The sequence below is a fragment of the Streptomyces sp. NPDC048479 genome (assembly GCF_040651435.1).
Taxonomy (GTDB): domain Bacteria; phylum Actinomycetota; class Actinomycetes; order Streptomycetales; family Streptomycetaceae; genus Streptomyces.
The window spans coordinates 1-16,561 of the sequence record NZ_JBEZKA010000063.1; the positions used below are offsets into that span (position 1 = coordinate 1).

A 16,561-nucleotide genomic window follows, 5' to 3' on the forward strand; every position below is an offset into this window, starting at 1 on the left:
ATACCTCGCTCAACTGCCGGGGAGCCTTGTCCGTTCTTCCTCGGTCCACGACCGCCCGACTGTCACCCGATCGGTGGCCGCTCTGAAAAGGCTCAATGAGTGATCGCCGCAGGGCCACCACACCAGCGCTGGTCGTTCCATCGGCGTCACCTGCCACGGCACGTCGCACGGGGCTTGAAGAGCAGCGGACCGGCAGGAGCCGATTCCCGCTGATCGGCATCACCAGGCCGTGATCTTCCACTGGCATTGCTACGGCCCCGCTAGGGCCTGTGTGATGTCGTGATCAATCGGCTGCTTGCAAGAGATCTCCGACCCGGATCATCGAGGCGCGGAGTTCGAGGCCGGCGAGGTAGCTCTCGGGCGTCTTGTCGAAGCGTGTGGCGATGCCGCGCCAGTCCTTCAGCCGGTTGATCAGGCGCTCGACGGCGTTCCGCTCCTTGTAGAGGTCCGCGTCGTGGCTGACGGGCCTGCCACCTCGGCTGCCTTTCTTCTTGCGGTTGGCGGCCTGGTCCTTCTTCTCCGGGAAGACCGCCTTGATGCGGCGTTTGCGCAGGTAGGCGCGGTTGGCGCGGGACGAGTAGGCCTTGTCCGCGGTGACCGCGTCCGGCCGGGTGCGGGGCCGGCCGACCGGCAGGCGGACGCGGATCTTCTTCAGCACGGGGATGAACTGCGAGCTGTCCGCGGCCTGCCCGGCGGTCAGGACGAACGACAGCAGTCGGCACTTGCGGTCGGCGGCGAGGGGAATCTTGCTGGTCAGTCCGCCGCGAGACCTGCCGAGCAGGGCTTCCTTCAGGCGGAGCCTTCGCCGGCGGCGGACGCGTCGGCGTTCTTCCCGCTCAGGCTCGTTTCCGCCGTCCTGCCCGTTCTGTTCTGCTTCGCCGCCCCCTTTTGCCGGGCCTTCTCCTGCTCGGCTGCGGCCTCCTCCAGAGCATCCATGACGTCCCTGCCGACAAGCATCCCGGCGGCGTCGTGGTGAGCGCGGGCGGTCGTGGAGTCCACGCTGACCAGGGACAAGTCCGTCTTGCCCTGGCGTGCGGCTTCAGCAATCAGGCCCTCCAGCAGGGCGGTGAAGACACCAGTGCTCCGCCAGACCCGGAAGCGTCCCTAGACGGTCGGCCAGGGCCCGGACTCGCCCGGCATCTCACGCCACTGCCCGCCTGCCCCGAACCGCCAGATCACCCCCTCGAACTGATCCCGCAGCCGCCCGGGGTACGGGCCGTACTCACCTATCGGCAGGTAAGGCTCGATCAACTTCCACTGTTCGTCGGTGAGTTGCCTGCGCGTCACGACCGTCTTCCTACCGGATCCGCCTTGCAGGCGGATCCGGATCAGCAAGATTGATCACGACATCACACAGCCCTAGAAGGACCATCCCGAGCCCGGTCTGAAGCGGCCCGCGGTCCCGCTGGCAGGTCGGCCCCGGGCGGCCGATACGCCGCGAGTGGGCCTCAAGGGCATCGTGGCGCCAGCGCGCGGAGGCGTGCTCAGAGTGCCCTTGCCTGCACTGACTGCTACCTCCGTATCGGATGTCAACACCTTTCACGACACATGCCGGGGCAACTCATGTCATGTCTACTAATGGCTTGACATCTGTTGCCTAGGCACTATACTGGAACCAGACGACCAAGGATCGGCAAGGCCGGCCCGGGCGACGACCCACCGCCACCGATCCACAGGCTCGACCGAGAAAGCAGGGCGTGAGGCAGCCATGGACAATCCCCCCTCCCAGTAGCGGCTCCGCCGCCGCACAGCGGCAAGCCACCCCGTGATCCCGCGCCGTCGAGGCAGGGATCGCATGGCGGGATTTGAATAATTCGGTGCTATCCGGAGGATCTCGCGCTCATCGCGATCACCTGCCCCCAGGGGTCCGCCTCAGCGTTCGGCAGTCCCCAATGCCGCAGTAACGGCGGGGCTCGTGTGAGGACATACGTGCCCCGGTTCCCCCGATCGTGAGCATCATGGAAACTGAATTCAGGGCAGTGCATACACCCGAAGGCGTCAATGAAGGAAGATCGCCCTCCTCCTTTCACGGCCTCTCCCGTACGCCTTTGAACATGTGGGTGGCAGATTCCGAGTCGCGGATCGTCATGTCCGATGGCGCCATCTTCGACATCCCCGAGTCGAGGTCGGCGCTGGAGCAGGGCTGCACGGTTGCCGAGTTTTTCGGCCTGCGGCCGGAGACGGTTCCCGTCGATGAGCAGTCCTCTCATCTGGTTCACAGGGCCGGACGGGTGCTGCAGGTACACGCGGGGATTCATCAGGATGCAGACGAGAACATATACTCGTCCTTCGGCTATGCCGTGGATGTCACCCCATTCATCCGCAGCGAAGAGGAATTCAAGCTCTCCGTGCAGCACAGCATGCAGCCGGCATTTCTGGTGGACACGCAAGGCCACTTCGCCTGGGGAAACCAGGCGATGCTGGATCGTCTCGGCTGCGAAAAGCGGACCGCCGGCGATCCTTTGCGCAAGATCGGTGCGCCTGCGGTGCAAGACCCGCAGCCGTCATGTCAGCAGATAACCTTCCCCATGCCGGACGGCACCGAACTGGACGGGTATCTGTTTCCTGTTCGCCGGAAGACGGGCGAGGTACTGAGATGCGGAATCCTCGAAGAGACGCATCGCCGTGGCCAGCCGGTCGATCCGCTACTTGCAGAGAGCTTCCTCGCGCAATGCATGAAGGCTCTGCCGATCCACGCCTACCTCAAGGATTCTGACCTGCGCTTCACCTGGGTCAGCCCGGCCGCGCTGCACCGTATGGGGCTGACTCTGGAGCAGGTGGTCGGCCGGACCTACGCCGAGCTCGGCACAACGGGCCTCGCCGGGCTCGATGGCGGGCAGGACGCCCAAGTCCTGGCCAAACAGCAGGGACAGGCATTCGACAGTTTCTTCGTGCATGAGGACGGCTCCCCCGGGCGCTGTGTGGGATACAGATTCCCCGTCGAGGACGCGGGCGAGAAGGCTGTGGGAGGAGCCTTCATCGACAGGAGTGAGGAGACCGGGCTGAGGAGTCTCCTTGCCGAGCGTGAAGCGTTCTGGAACGCGCTCTTCGATCATTCCCCGACTGCCCATGTCATCGCCGACCTGAATCTGAAGATCACGGACGTAAACGGTGTCTTCGCGGATCTCCTCGGCAAGTGCATGTCCTCTCTCCGAGGCCAGAACCTTGCGGAGGTTGTTCCCCTCGCCGCAACCGACCGGGAGCGTGCGCTCCTGGAGGACCTTCTCAGCGGTCGCCGCTCGCAGTACGTCCTGGACAAGAAGATTGCCCGACCCGGTGGGGTCGTCGTGGCCATGTCGGCATTGTTCACGATGGTCCGCGGCGCGGACGGGGCGCCGCACGCGGTCCTTGTCATGATCAACGCGACGCAGGAGAAGCTTGCGGCGCCCGCGCAAGACGCCCGTGCATGGGAAGAGGCTGATCTGAGGCTGCTCACCGTGGTGGCCGGCGGCGCGAGTGACAGCCAGGCTGCCCGGTTCCTGCGCATGGGAGAATCCACAGTTCGGCTGCGTCTGGCCCGGCTCAAGCGCCGCCTCGGCGCGACGAACCGAGCGCACCTGGTCGCCTCTGCCTATGAGAGAGGGCTTCTGCCTGCGAAGTTTCCGCACTCCGTTGAGGATGAAGCCGCCGCGCGCGAGGCGGTACCCGCTCCGCGTCGCGAGCCTGTTTGCCGGACGCGGTGATCGGGGCGAGCATCCAGAACCCCTGTTTGTCCATGGAGGCAAAAGGGGGCGAGGGGCGTTGTCTCAGGTTCACCAGCCGAACGGCTCGGGCTGAAGTGGGCCGGATTGCGCGAAGGGGGTGTGGGCGGCTCCAGTCCTGGTGCGGGCTTCCGCCTGCCGCGGGCAGCGCATGCACAGTCTGCCGTTGGTCGGCTGCAGATTGTGCCGGGAGGGCGAGGGGATCCTGCTCGAAGGTCGTTGACCGGCGTGCCCTCGATGTGCGGAGGTTCGCCGCACAAAGCCGAGGGCCGTATTCCTGGCATGACGGTTCCGAGGCGCTGGCGCCGGCGGTTCACCGATCGGCATCGTCCTCGTTGCAGGTGAGGGCGGCGCGTGCGACGTGGCCCGCCTCGTTCGATGGCGGTTGCCAACCTCCGATCGGCTGGAGGCGGAAGGGTGCCGGAGAGGTTCTGTGGGGGCGTGGAGCGGGCATCGTCTCCGGTGCTGCATGGATTCTGGTGCGGAACGCTCCTCGAATCGGCACGTTCCTCTAGGCCCGGATTTCGCACATGCCTCGTCCGGTTGGAGCCAGGCGTGTGCGGTGTCCGGTTGTCGGTGTGGTCGTTGATGTGATGTGTCGATGTTTTCGGCCGAGCGGCCGCGGGTGCGTCGTCCACGGATGAACGTGGAGATCGCACCGGTGGTGGAGAGGCGTCTGGGCGCTCTGCCCGCCTCTGCCGAGTTTCTGCGCCGGCTGGACGTGGCCCGGATCATCGACGAACTGTGTCCGGTGCGTGATGTCGCGCATCTGACGCACGGGCAGGTCATCGAGGTCCTGGTCGCCAACCCGGCTGTCCGCGCCCGCGCCGCTGGTGCGGGTCGGCGACTGGGCATGCGAGTGGGCGGTGGAGGAGGTCTTCGGCATCGAGGCGGACCTGCTCAACGACGACCGTACCGGCCGTGCCCTGGACGCCATCGCGCCCGAGCTGGAACGCATCGTCGGCACGGTGGGAGCGAGCGCGGTCGCCGAGTTCGGGCGATGTCTCGCGCCTGCACTGGGACATGACCAGCATGTCCCTGCACGGCGCCTACGAGCACCAGCAGGAGGGATTCCCGCAGGTCAAGTACGGTCACCCCAAGGACCGCAGAGCAGATTTGATGCAGGTCCAGGCCGGGATCGCGATCTCGGCGGACGGCGGGGTCCCCGTTTTCCACCGCGCCTACGACGGCGGGGCCGGCGAGGTCTCCCAGGTCGTCGGAGCGATGACAGCCCTGCGCGAGCTGGCCGCATCCCGCGAGTTCCTGATGATCGGCGACTCGAAGCTGATCTCCTATGGCAACCTGCTGGCCCTGCAAGAAGCCGGGGTGAGGTTCATCGCCCCGGCGCCCGCGGCGAAGATCCCGACGGCCTGTATGCCGGGCTCGATCCCAGTCAGGCACGTCCGGTCGACTACACCGCCGGACGGGTGGCTTTATCGACGACTCACGACAGCAGTTGTTCACGACTGCGGGAGGTACTTGCCGCGCCGGGATGTCGATGTCGACGAGAACGGGAGGCAGCACGCCACCGCGGTCCGCGTGACGGCGTCGATGCTGCGGCACCGATCGCCTGGCCCCGTAGCCAGCGCTTTTTGTCCTCGGCCACCCAAGCTCCGCTGTCGACGCCGACGGCGGAATGCTGCTCCGGGGGGGCTGTGCTGTCCATCGTCGTGAACAACAGCTCGGCGCCGGACGCCGAAGTGCCTCCCGAACTGCTGTAGAAACGCTGCTCCTCGACGTGTACAGAGCCAGATGGGACGCGGGCAAACCATCCGGGCAGCGCGGGCGCTACCGCGTGCTGGAGGACACCCAGACCTGACCGGTCCCCCGCAAGCGCGATCCGCAGATCACCGTGCGCCGGATCCTGGTCCACTCCAATGCCAACGCCCAAGCCCAGCAGGCCCGCCCGCAACCGGCGGCTGCAGAGCGCGCGTGAGGAACTGGACAAGCTTCAGCGCGCCTGTGGTGGCAGGCACCACGCCACCGCCCAGAAGGTCACCGCCCGGATCGGCGTGATCACCAGCAAACGCCGCATCGGCTCCTGCCTGGTCACCTCCATCGGCACCGACGAGGCCGGACGGCCCACCCTGACCTGGCACTACGACAAGCAGACCCTGGTCGCCGAAGCCGCCGCGGACGGCTGGTACGCGCTGCTGAGCCCCCTCGATCCCGCTGAGGCCCGACAGCGCCGAGGTCCTCATCCGCTACATGGGCCGGCCGGTGATCGAGCGCCGCTACGGCGACTTCAAGGGCCCGCTCGCCGTGGCCCCGGTGTTCCTGCACCACAACCGGCGCATCGCCGCCCTGATCACCGTGATCTGCCTGGCCCTGCTGGTTTTCTGCCATCGAACGCCAGGTCCGCCAGGCCCTGGGCGGAGACCAGACCATGCGCGGGCTCTGTCGCGACAACCGGCCCGCCCGCCCGACCGGCCGCCTGATCCTCTACCACCTTGCCAGCCTGCGGATGCGGGCCGGAACAGCCACCGACCCGCCAACCATCCTGATCACCCGAGGTGTGCAAGCCCGCCTCCTCGAACTACTCGGCTTCGACGAAACCCGCCGCCGCTGGCTGGACACCTCAAACCCCATGTGCGAAATCCGGGTCTAGGGCACGTCGCCGGTTCTCTGGTCGCGACTGCGCAGCAATAGGCCGACGAGTTGTTCCTTCAGCTCGTCCCGCTTGGCGTTGTCGAGGTCACCGAAAAAGTGCCGATCGTGTTGGTCGACGGTCGCACTGAGCTGAGGGATGAGGGCAGCGCCTTCGTCCGTAAGGACAAGCAGCAGCCTCCGCCTCGAGCGTGGGTCAGGCTTTCGGGCCAACAGTTTCTTGGCCTCCAGGCGGTCGACCAATCGGGATACCGCGCTCGGGTTGATATCCATGAGGGCGGCGACGTCTTGGGCGGTGACTGCGTCCTGCCGATAGATCGAGATGAGCACGTCCCACTGCGATACGGTCACTCCGTACTCTGCAAGGTCCTGCTCGAGGCGTGCGGCCACTGTGTCGGACAGGCGGCGTAGCCAGAACCCGAGGTAATCGTCGAGGCCTCTGAATGAAGGTTCCATCGCCGTAACTATATGTGAACGAGGCAGGAGCGGTCTGCATCAAATTCGCATGCTGCAGGGTGGCTGGGCGGTCTCCGTCGCCGCGGATGGCGGACCGCAGTGCCCGCGTTCGGGCGGGCCATGGGCAGGTGCCTGTATGACCGGGAAATGGCGTACGAAACGTCGCTGGCCCCAGGACCGTATCGTGTACCTGCGGCTCGAGCCACGATAGTCCTCGTGTCGAGACGGCGCCTGCCTACGGTGGGGTGCGGCGGACGCGAGAACACAAACGTCGCTCCGCTGCCACCCGTGCCCGGAAGTTGTTGCTGCGCTCCACCAGCTGAGTGGCCTTCAGGCACGGGGCGTGCGAGGGGCGAACGGCAGCGAGGTGGAGCATCTAAACGGGGCATCGGATCATGGCAATCACCAGGGGCATGACCGCCCTGCAAACCCCTCCAGGCGTCCCGCGCAGGCATGTCGGCTCCGGAGTAGGGTGGTAGCGGACGATCTTCGGGTGCTGCGAGGACGGGCAATCCCGCCACGGCGTTCGACCGACCCCACACCAATTGCCGGATAAGCGCCCTTCCCTACCCTTCAGAGGGAAGGGACTGTTTCGGGGACTGGCGTATCAACCGTACGGCGGCCCTGGCCAGCGACATGGTGACATCCCGGCGGATACGTGATCCCGATGACCGCACCGGTGGAGGCACAAAGCGCCCGGGCCCGCGCGCTGGGTCTGCGGCTGCTGGCCGTTGCCCTGTCCGCGGGAGCCCTGTTCGGGGTCTCGATCGCCGCGATGAACCAGACAGTGGAACAGGTCCGGCTGGAGTTTGCCCTCTCCAGCCTGCGACAGGGATTCGTCGTCAGCGGACTGGTCGCCGGCGCGCTGCTGGGCTGCCTGGCCGCCGGGGCGCTGACCGATCGTCTGGGCCGGCGTCAGATGCTGACCGCGGCAGGAGTCCTGGGGAGCGGTGCCGCCTCCCTGTGCGTCGTCGCGCCGGACCAGGACGTTCTGTTTGTGGGACGGCTGCTGCTCGGTTTCGCCGTGGGCGTCACCTCCGCAGTGGGACCGGTCCTCTTGGCGGAACTGGCCGCGGCGCGCTGGCGTGGTGTCCTGATCACGACATACCAGCTCGCGCTCACCGCGGGTGTGATGGTGGCCTTCACCGTTGGAGTCACGGTGCATCCGGGCCACAACTGGCGGCTGATGTTCGTCGTCAACGCCTTGCCCGCAGTGGCCCTGGCCGTGACGACGCTGCTCATCCCCCTGTCGCCGGAGGACCTCATGGCCCGGGGTGAACACGACCGCGCCCGCGCGGTGCTCGCGGCGACGCGGGAGCCGGCTGAAGCGCGGGCTGAATGGGCCGCTCTGCGTTCCGACCGGGACCGACGGTCGAAGAGCGCGCTGCGCGGCCTCTTCGACCCCTCGCTGCGTCTGCCGGTGGCCATCGCGCTCGGCGCGGGGCTGATGAACGCGCTCGTCGGTATCGGGGTGGTCGCCTACTACTCCACGCTGGTGTTCGACGCCGCCGGAATCCGCAGCGGATCAGGGGCGGAGATCGCAACCCTCTCCGTCGCGGCGGTCAACCTCGTGGCGTCCGTTGTCGCCGTCGGTCTCATCAACCGGTACGGCCGTCGTCCGCTGCTGACCGTCGGGCTCGCCGGGATCGCGGTTTCCATGGCCGCCGCGGGCGTGGCGCTGACAGCGGCGGGTAAGCCTGTCACCGGCCCTCTCACCGTTGCCGCGATGCTGGTGTTCATCACCTGTTTCGCCTTCTCGGCGGGGCCCCTGGCATGGGTACTGATCGCCGAGGTGCTGCCGTCCGAGGTGAGGGCCCGAGTGGCTGGCTCGGCCCTCGCCTGCAACTGGGGGGCCAACCTGCTCGTCGCGCTGCTGTTCCCCGTCGTCGTGCACACTCCGGCCATTGGGTACCGGGTCGGACTGGTCTTCCTGCTCTTCGCGGCGCTGTCACTGACGTTCCTGTATCTCGTACGTCGACTCGTACCCGAGACGAAGGACCGCACGCTTGCTGAGCTCGAGGCCGTGCTGACAGCGCGGAGCCGCCAACAGGACCCGGCCGGCGGCGGTCCGTGACTCCCCGTCCATGGACTGAGCTGTACTGAGATTTGTGGAGTCCCTGATGCCAGGGTTAGGTCCTTGCGAAGGAGAACCACCAGCACCACGGCAGCACCCCGTAAATACCCGGATGAACTGCGCGAGCGCGCGATTCGCGAGGTCCGCACCGCCGGCCGCCCGATCGCGCACGTCGCCAAGGACCTGGGCATCCACAAGGAGGCCCTGCGCGGCTGGGTCCGCCAGGCCGAGGCCGATCGCGGCGAGCGGAACGACCGGCTCACCACCGCCGAGCGTGACGAGTTGAAACAACTCCGCAAGGAAGTGGCGGAGTTGAGGCGGGCGAACGAGGTCCTGAAAGCAGCGTCGGTATTTTTTGCCCAGGAGATCGACCGTCCCCGGACGAGGCGGAGCGGGTGATCGACCACCTGCGTGCGAACGGCCTCGGGGTCGATCCCGTCTGCCGGGTGCTGGACCTGTCGCCGTCGACGTACTTCGCCCGCAAGAAGCGGCCCAAGTCGGCCCGTCGGCTCCGGGACGAGCAGCTCATGCCGGTGATCGAGGAGATCCATGCCGAGTCGGGCGGCACCTATGGCGCCCGCCGGATCACGCGGGCCCTCGGGCGCAAGGGCGTCGAGGCGGCCCGCTGCACAGTCGAGCGGCTGATGGCCGAACTCGGCCTGTTAACCTCGCCGTTTCGGTTGGGCTGAGGCGGCGTGGCTGATCGCCAACTGTTGGGTGGCCGACGCCATTTCGGTGCTTGGGCAGGTCGGAGTCCCGGCGCGGTGGTCGGGTTCTCCAGGTCCTTCGGGTCGTGGACGGGTAAGGGGTTTGCCGGTCAGCTGGCGGGTCGGGGCAGTGCGGCGAGGCGGTTGGAAGGCCGTGGCCAGTTCGTGTCTCCAGGGCCAGGTCGCCGATATTCGCAGGTGGAGGCGTCGTCCGCCGCGGGTGAGGCGGGCGGCGACGTGCAGTAACCGGTAGCGGAGTTTCTTCGGCTCGGCGGTGGCCAGCTCCCCGTCCAGGAGGAGGACACGGGTCCAGGCGAGCAGGTCGATCGCTGTGAGGCTGAGTTCGAGCCAGGCGGCGTTGACGCCGAAGTCGCCGGAGGGGAAGCGGCCGAAGCCGGTGCTCTTGCCGCACCGGATGTGGTCCTCGACAGCGGCATGTCCGCGGTGGCGGGCCTCCAGAAACTGGGCGGAACCGCCACTGGAGTACGGGGTGTCGGTGAGGAACACCTGATGCCGTAGGCCCTCGGACTGGCTCGGTGATGGCGTATCCGACCGAGAAGAAGGTACAGATTCCTCGTTTCCGCACGTCGCGGACGTGGGCGAGGAAGGCTTTCGCGGATCCGGCACTGTCGGCGCGGACGAGGATGTCGGTGCCGTGCCGATGCGCGTCGGGGATCTGCGCGAGTGCCTGTTCGAACACCGTGATGTGGTCGCTCGCGGTGTTGGCACCGGCGTATCCAGGACGCAGTCGGCCCGACAGTGCCTCGCCGGTGTTGGCCAGGAAGCACAGCAGCGGGTGGAAGCCGAAGCCGCCTCTATAGGTGGGTGCGGCCTGCTCCTTCTCGGAGTGGCAGGTGATCAGCGTGGCGTCGAGGTCCAGGACCACCCCAGGCAACATACGTCCCGCGGCCCGGACTGCGGGTATGCCCTCGCCTTGCTCGGCGGCCTGCATCAGGCGACTTCCCGAGCTTGGGCACGCGCCGAGCGCAGAGAAGCCAGTGCCCTCTCATCGGTGTCGGCGAGCAGCCGCCAGGCCGTCGGTGTCGAGGCGATGGAACCGAACACCCCTGCCTGGTCCCGCAGTACGGCAGGTCCGCGATGGCCTCGCCGCCGTCGGCGAGCATCACCGCCAGGTCGGTGGCGACCCGGCCCGGATCATGCCCAGTCCCGCGCGTCCGAAGCCGCCTGAGCGCGGTGGAGTACGCGGCACTCAGTCCGGTGGCATCAGCGAGATCAGCCAGTAACCGTGCCCCGGCATGACCGACCACCCCCGAACCATCGGCACTGACATGGACCTTGGGACGCAACCCGATAGCCTGCACGTAGAAAGTTCCCTCCGCCTGGACCGACAGAACCCCTCAGCAAGGTTCATCGTCCCAGGTCAGGAAGGAACTTTCGCGTTTCCGCCCCAACAGTCGCCGTACTCAAACGAAACGGCGAGGCACGCTCGTGGTGGCCGGCTCGCTGGCCACCACCACGCCGGCCTCCGCCGCGTGGAACGACCCTACCGAAGCCGACAATTACTAAATGAGCCTTGGGTGGAACCCGATTGCCAAGATGGTCTGCGAATAGGCCGGGTTCGGTGAGGGCCCCGACAAGTATGGTCTCAGAAGCCAATATCTCTATCGATCACGAGGTGGTTCTGATCGAACGAGGTGCCTGGCCGAGTGATCTTGGACAGGTGGATGCATGAAGGCAGGGCCTCCGGTGCAGCACGAGGTTTGTTGAGGCCAACTCGAGTGCAGGGAGACCCTGTTGACGCGAGTTTTTGCCTGGCCCAGTCGACGAGGCGGCCCGCGTAGCCGCCGTCGGCCCACACGAGCTGGATCTTGCGGTGGCTTTCTTGTTGAAGGGAGCGGAGAGGTAGCAGCCAAACTGACCAGGCGGCAAGTCCGGCGTCAGAAAGTCCTTCCCTTCCTTACAGGCATGGCGCTGCACACGGGAGGAGAAAGGTGCCATGGTTCACGTGCTCGGCACCAAGCATCAGCCGAGCCCCCCTTTGTCGTCCTGTACGGCTCTGACAGGAGTGTGCCATGAGGCTCCGCAGAACAGCAGCGCTTGTCAGCTGTATGACAGCCGCAGCCGGCTCAATGATGTGGTCCACACCCGCACAAGGCTATGAGAGCATCACGGTCTATGACCGTTCCATCCTCGACGGGTGGCAACCTGGAGAAGTTCGGGGATACGGCATCGGAGATAAGATCCCGACACCGATATCCGGCAGGACACTGAGTGATTACTGCGAGCGTGTGGGGTTCGGCAACGCCGAACGACAGTGCTATCTCATCGACTTCTACGAGGAAAAGCGCCTGGACTACACGCCGAACTACGTGCGGCCCGCATCAAAGGACGCGTACTTCAACTGCACCCCGGAGACTGGCACCGACACGATCGGGTGGCAGTACCAGAAGACTGCCACCAACGCAGTTGGAGCCAGCATCAGTCTCGCATACACCATCAACTTCAAGTCGGCGCCATTCGGTATCGGAGCCGAGTCGAGCCTGACGACAACGGTTGGGGCCAACTACACCTACACCTGGGGCACCGCGACCACCGAGTCCGGAACAAAGGCGATGCCTGTACCTACCGGCTACGTCGGCTGGTGGGACTACGCCACCTACCACGGCACCGCACAGGGAGTCGCAACCGTGTACATCAACTCGTTCGAACCCGGAGCACCTGTCGGCTACTTCAAGGTCGTCGCCCAAATCAAGGGTGACCTGCCCGAACCCGCAGACCCCACGGCAAGAGCTGCCCAGCCGGTGCAAGGCCTGGTCGCCCAGGCCCGCCCGATGACCGACGGCGAGAAGCAGGTCTGCGCCTCGAATCCCACCATGCAACGTCGCCCAGCCCCGGCTTCATAGCCCCACACCGCTGCCTCTCCAGCCCCGAATGAGGGCGGGTTCCACGAACTACCCCGCTTATCGGAATCCGCCCTCAGGGGTGGAGACCGGTCGTCTCTGTAGCGCAGAGCCCGACACCGCCTGCCCGAACCACCCATGGCGTGCCTGCACCGAAATAGCCGATGAGGACTCCGGCCCGAAGCAACCCTCCTCAGCCAGACCGGGACTGTAAAACGTTCGGCTCTGTCCCGTAATCGGTGGTGACGAAGCGTGATCGGAGTCGTTGACATCGGAAGCAGCCGGAAGGGCCGAGGCCGGTCCGTCCGCCATCAGCATGGTGTCCAACTTGCCCCTTGGTTCCGTCATCTTTGTCCAGCGATTCTGCATAGGCTCACCCGGCCCACGTCAGCACCCTTTCGGGTCCGGGCAGTGCACCGTATCCGGACGGTTATGTGAGGCGACCGGCGGAGGGGCCGGTCATGATGCACCACTTTCCCGTTTCCTTTCGGCTTCCGGCGTTGGCTTGTTGGGCCGTCCTGTTCCCGCTGGGGAGTTGAGCCTTCCTTGCGGTCGGCTGACCGAGCCAGAGCGGACCGGACCCCAACGGGGTTTCCACGTTCCACACAAATGAGATACGACCGGGATGGGTACTCCCTTTACCCCGAGGCGGCGGTGTCCACCTGGCCGGAGTGACCTCTACCGGCCAGCGCCTGCCGCTTCTCAACGGCTAGCAAACGGCTAGCCATGCACCCCACTCACGCATTCCATCGGCGGGGCTTGGGATCACGAGGCATCATCGGGAGTTCATATACTTCACCCGTCCGGTCTTCCCCTTGCCGGTAACTCCCGGATGGAACGGGAGACCTTGGGCTTTCCCCTGAGCTTCGCGCCACGCGACGTCAAGGGCGGGGACGGGCCATACGGACACGGACCCGTGACTGCACCTACGGCTTCATCAGCCTCTCCAGTCGGTCAGTCCACTCAAATTGCGCAACTTCGTGTCGCACGGGCACTCTCCCAGTCTCCCCAGTGGCTCAGCAGCACTGACCGGACATCGCACTCGCCGCGCCGCGGTGGTCACGCCGACGACCGGCCTTCCCGCCCCGAGGGAGCGGGTGCCGAACTCCTCACCGCATCGGCGGCCTGAGGCAGAGGGCCCGCAACCGGCCCAAGCCGCCGCCTGTATCGCTGGCGTGTCAGGCTGGCTACGGCCGATGAAGGGTCGCGCCCGGCTGCTGTTCGCGCACCAGGCGGCGCGGCAGCCTGGTGATCTCCTCGAGCACGCCGTGCTCTTGCGAGCCCGGCGACGTCGTGGGCCAGGAGTGGCAGGGGAAGTCGTGCTGCAGGTGGTGCAACCGTTTACGGCTGCGCCGTGCGGTTTGCCGCGCGTCCGCGGGCCGTCAGCAGGGTCTGGGTCAGTGCGGCGGCCGCCAGGACTCCGGCGGTGAGGTAGAAGCCGGGGGCGAACGCGCGACCGTGCAGCGGCGCCGGGCCGGATTGTGCGCGCAGGAGGGTCGCTCCCACGAGGGCCGTGCCGAGTGTTCCGCCGACCTGCAGGCACGTCTCCAGAAGTCCGGACGCACCGCCTCGGCGGCTCGTCGACGCCGCGGCCATGGCTACCGACATGGCCGGGTTGTAGACGATGGGGATTGACGCGCCCCAGACCAAGAGGGCTGCGCCGAACGGCCAGTAGCTGCCGCTTCCCACAGCGGCGCCCATCAGGGCGAAGCCGAGCGCTCCACCCGACGCGCCTGCCACGGTCAGGGCCCGGGCGCCGAAGCGCCGTGCCAGTGCCCCGGTGGCCGGCGCGAGGGCAAGGGTGGGGGCCATGGCGGGCAGCATGGCAAGACCGGCGGCGGCCGGACTGAGCCCGAGTGAGTCCTGTACGTACACGGCTCCGTAGACCACTGCCGCGAGGAAGCTGAACTGCGCGCAGAGAACCATCACCGCCGAGCCGAGAAACCGGCGGTCGGCCAGCAGGCTCACATCCACCAGGGGCTCCCTGCGCCGCGTTTCGATACGTACGAACGCACACAACAGCACCAGACCGACCCCGAGCAGTGTGAGGAGGGCGGCTGTGGGCCAGCCTTGGTCGCCGGCCTGCATGAGCGCGGTCACCACAAGCCCAAGGCCGGTCACGGAGGTCACCAGGCCCCAGCCGTCGAAGCCATGAGAGGCAGCCGCCGGATGGCGCTCGATCGCGGCGTGGGCGATGAAGAGGATAGCGGCCGCGGGCAGGAGATTCAGGAGGAAGACGGAGCGCCACCCGAGCGTCTGGGTGAGCAGACCTCCCAGCAGCGGACCAGCGGCGAGCGCGACCGATGCCGCCCCGACGTACATCCCGATCGCCTTGCCCAGCCGGTGCGGGGGGAATGTGTTCGTGATGATCGCCATCGTCTGAGGCAGCATCGCGGCTGCCGCCGCCCCCTGGGCCGCGCGCGCCGCCACCAGCACTCCGCCGCTAACGGCCACTCCACACAGGAGCGAGGCGGCGGCGAACCCCACGGTGCCGAGCATGAACATCCGCCGCGTACCGAACAGATCACCGAACCGGCCGCCCGCGGCGGCGAGGGAGGCGAAGGCGAGGATGTAGGCGTTGGGGACCCAGTGGGAGAGCGACACGCTGATCTGGAGGTCGTCCCTGATCGTCGGGAGGGCCACTCCCACGACCGTCTCGTCCACGAACGTCATTCCCAGGGCCAGACTTGCCGCGGCCAGGACCCACCCCTGCCGCCGGCCATGGTCGATGTCCACTGTCGAGGCCATGGGCCCGACTCTACTGACCCGTGTACGGTTTACGGCATTTGATACGCATGAGGGCACATGTTATGCGTGGGGCGACGTCTTTCGTCACCCCAGGCGGGCGAGGAGGCTGATGTGGTCGGAACGTCCGGGAGGAGGCGGGGCCGGGACTTCGCGCTGATGGCCGGGATCCTGGTCGTGGTGTTGACCGGCGCGAACATCCCGGCCCCTCTCTATGTCGTCTACGAGTCCCTCTTCGGCTTCCGCCCCGACCTCACCACGGTGATCTTCGCTGTCTACGCCGTCGGTGTGCTGTCGTCACTGCTCTTCTTCGGCAGGGCCTCCGACCATCTGGGCCGGCGGCCCGTGATCGGCGCGGCACTGCTACTGATGGCGGTGAGCACGGCGCTCTTCCTCACTGCGGTGAATGTCCTCATGCTGTGCCTGGCCCGAATGGTCTCCGGCTTGGCCATCGGTCTCCTGGTGTCCCCGGCGACCGCCGGGCTGAGCGAGCTGGAACCCGGCCGGGACGCTCATCGGGCCGCGGTGACGGCGACCTCGGCGAGCATGGTCGGCTTCGGTCTCGGCCCGCTGCTCTCCGGCTTCCTTAGTGAGTACGCCCCCGCACCCACACACCTGGTCTACGCCGTCTACCTGGGACTCCTCGCGCTGACGGCCGCCGTACTCGCCTTGATCCCGGAGACGGTGGCCATGCGGGACCGGCGGTTCGCACCCCGCCTCAACGTCAGTGTGCCGGCCGGGATCCGAGCGGAGTTCCTGCCGGCAGCAATGGGGGTGTTCTCCGGCTTCTTCGTTCTGGGACTCTTCGTCGGGCTGCTCCCCTCATTCCTCGGCAACGACCTCCACTGGACGAGCCACGCAGTCGGCGGGGCCGTCGTCTTCCTGCTCTTCGCCACCGCGGCGGCAGCCGAGCGATTCGCGCTCCATCTCGCCGACCGGCACGCGCTCGGCGGAGGCCTGCTGGTCCTCCCCCTGGCGCTCGTGGTGATCGTGCTCGCTTCCGCCCACGCCAACCTGCCGGCATTCCTGACGGGCACGATCCTCGGCGGTGCGGCAGTGGGCCTGGTCTACATCGGCGGGCAGGCCACGGTGAACCGCATCTCCCCGCCGCAACAGCGCGCCGCCGTGACCTCCGCCTTGTTCATCGCCGCCTACACCGGCTTCTCACTACCCGTGGTCGCTGTCGGCGTGGCCTCGGTCCAACTCGGCACACTCCGCGCAACCACGGGCGCCACCATCGCCTTCGCGATCATCTGCGCCTACGCCCTCTGGCTCCTGACCGGGTCCCGCCTCGGGAGGCGTTCCGCCGCCCCGTAAAGGTCGCGAGATCCACAGGAGCTTGCCTTGGGGATTGGTGATGACCTGCAGGTTCACGCCGTGGCGGCGGTGCTTGCCCGAATAGTCGGCGCG

The 16,561-nt window shown here is 67.0% G+C and carries 10 protein-coding genes and 3 pseudogenes; 8 read left to right on the plus strand and 5 right to left on the minus strand.

Annotated features, from left to right (window positions below; genetic code table 11):
* Nucleotides 1-283: 283 nt before the first annotated feature.
* Nucleotides 284-1,287 (minus strand): annotated as a pseudogene (locus tag AB0D12_RS39915) (IS5 family transposase).
* A 671-nt stretch (nucleotides 1,288-1,958) separates the two neighbouring features.
* Here AB0D12_RS39915 and AB0D12_RS39920 point away from each other — a divergent pair.
* From AB0D12_RS39920 to AB0D12_RS39930, 3 genes are all read left to right on the plus strand, one after another.
* The gene (locus tag AB0D12_RS39920) at nucleotides 1,959-3,683 is read left to right on the plus strand and encodes a PAS domain-containing protein (protein ID WP_362694628.1); all 1,725 of its coding nucleotides are present in this window, start codon (nucleotides 1,959-1,961) and stop codon (nucleotides 3,681-3,683) included.
* Nucleotides 3,684-4,724: 1,041 nt separating this feature from the next.
* Nucleotides 4,725-5,375 carry a hypothetical protein gene (locus AB0D12_RS39925; protein WP_362694631.1) on the plus strand — a complete coding sequence of 217 codons (651 nt, stop codon included), beginning with the start codon at nucleotides 4,725-4,727 and terminating at the stop codon, nucleotides 5,373-5,375.
* Between the two features lie 712 nt (nucleotides 5,376-6,087).
* Nucleotides 6,088-6,309 carry a hypothetical protein gene (locus AB0D12_RS39930; RefSeq protein WP_362694634.1) on the plus strand — a complete coding sequence of 74 codons (222 nt, stop codon included), beginning with the start codon at nucleotides 6,088-6,090 and terminating at the stop codon, nucleotides 6,307-6,309.
* On the opposite strand, the gene AB0D12_RS39935 is transcribed toward AB0D12_RS39930, so the two are convergent.
* Complete coding sequence (locus tag AB0D12_RS39935) at nucleotides 6,306-6,764, minus strand: MarR family transcriptional regulator (protein ID WP_362694637.1); 459 nt, start codon at nucleotides 6,762-6,764, stop codon at nucleotides 6,306-6,308. The two genes, AB0D12_RS39930 and AB0D12_RS39935, sit on opposite strands and share 4 nt — an antisense overlap.
* Nucleotides 6,765-7,431: 667 nt before the next feature.
* Here AB0D12_RS39935 and AB0D12_RS39940 point away from each other — a divergent pair.
* The 3 genes from AB0D12_RS39940 (at nucleotide 7,432) to AB0D12_RS39950 (ending at nucleotide 9,527) form a co-directional block, all read left to right on the plus strand.
* The gene (locus tag AB0D12_RS39940) at nucleotides 7,432-8,838 is read left to right on the plus strand and encodes a sugar porter family MFS transporter (RefSeq protein WP_362694640.1); all 1,407 of its coding nucleotides are present in this window, start codon (nucleotides 7,432-7,434) and stop codon (nucleotides 8,836-8,838) included.
* Nucleotides 8,839-8,901: 63 nt separating this feature from the next.
* The gene (locus AB0D12_RS39945; protein WP_362694643.1) at nucleotides 8,902-9,237 is read left to right on the plus strand and encodes a transposase; all 336 of its coding nucleotides are present in this window, start codon (nucleotides 8,902-8,904) and stop codon (nucleotides 9,235-9,237) included.
* The gene (locus AB0D12_RS39950) at nucleotides 9,234-9,527 is read left to right on the plus strand and encodes an IS3 family transposase (RefSeq protein ID WP_362694646.1); all 294 of its coding nucleotides are present in this window, start codon (nucleotides 9,234-9,236) and stop codon (nucleotides 9,525-9,527) included. Before AB0D12_RS39945 ends, AB0D12_RS39950 begins: the two co-directional genes overlap by 4 nt.
* A 128-nt stretch (nucleotides 9,528-9,655) precedes the next feature.
* Here AB0D12_RS39950 and AB0D12_RS39955 read toward each other — a convergent pair.
* Nucleotides 9,656-10,897: pseudogene (locus tag AB0D12_RS39955) on the minus strand (transposase).
* A 717-nt stretch (nucleotides 10,898-11,614) separates the two neighbouring features.
* Here AB0D12_RS39955 and AB0D12_RS39960 point away from each other — a divergent pair.
* A complete protein-coding gene (locus tag AB0D12_RS39960; protein ID WP_362694649.1) occupies nucleotides 11,615-12,409 on the plus strand; it encodes a hypothetical protein in 795 nt (264 codons plus the stop codon).
* Nucleotides 12,410-13,747: 1,338 nt separating this feature from the next.
* Here AB0D12_RS39960 and AB0D12_RS39965 read toward each other — a convergent pair.
* Nucleotides 13,748-15,154 carry an MFS transporter gene (locus AB0D12_RS39965; protein ID WP_362694652.1) on the minus strand — a complete coding sequence of 469 codons (1,407 nt, stop codon included), beginning with the start codon at nucleotides 15,152-15,154 and terminating at the stop codon, nucleotides 13,748-13,750.
* 111 nt (nucleotides 15,155-15,265) lie between these two features.
* On the opposite strand from AB0D12_RS39965, the gene AB0D12_RS39970 reads away from it, so the two are divergent.
* Nucleotides 15,266-16,468: an MFS transporter gene (locus tag AB0D12_RS39970; protein WP_362694655.1), complete on the plus strand. Its 1,203-nt coding sequence runs from the start codon at nucleotides 15,266-15,268 to the stop codon at nucleotides 16,466-16,468.
* Between the two features lie 6 nt (nucleotides 16,469-16,474).
* On the opposite strand, the pseudogene AB0D12_RS39975 reads toward AB0D12_RS39970, so the two are convergent.
* Nucleotides 16,475-16,561: pseudogene (locus tag AB0D12_RS39975) on the minus strand (IS5/IS1182 family transposase); the annotation flags it as partial.

Excerpts from the sequence above, each read along its gene's own strand:
- AB0D12_RS39920 (WP_362694628.1), top strand. The coding sequence starts at position 1,959 with ATGGAAACTGAATTCAGGGCAGTGCATACACCCGAAGGCGTCAATGAA.
- AB0D12_RS39925 (WP_362694631.1), top strand. The coding sequence starts at position 4,725 with ATGACCAGCATGTCCCTGCACGGCGCCTACGAGCACCAGCAGGAGGGA.
- AB0D12_RS39930 (WP_362694634.1), top strand. The coding sequence starts at position 6,088 with ATGCGCGGGCTCTGTCGCGACAACCGGCCCGCCCGCCCGACCGGCCGC.
- AB0D12_RS39935 (WP_362694637.1), bottom strand. The coding sequence starts at position 6,764 with ATGGAACCTTCATTCAGAGGCCTCGACGATTACCTCGGGTTCTGGCTA.
- AB0D12_RS39940 (WP_362694640.1), top strand. The coding sequence starts at position 7,432 with ATGACCGCACCGGTGGAGGCACAAAGCGCCCGGGCCCGCGCGCTGGGT.
- AB0D12_RS39960 (WP_362694649.1), top strand. The coding sequence starts at position 11,615 with ATGACAGCCGCAGCCGGCTCAATGATGTGGTCCACACCCGCACAAGGC.
- AB0D12_RS39965 (WP_362694652.1), bottom strand. The coding sequence starts at position 15,154 with ATGGCCTCGACAGTGGACATCGACCATGGCCGGCGGCAGGGGTGGGTC.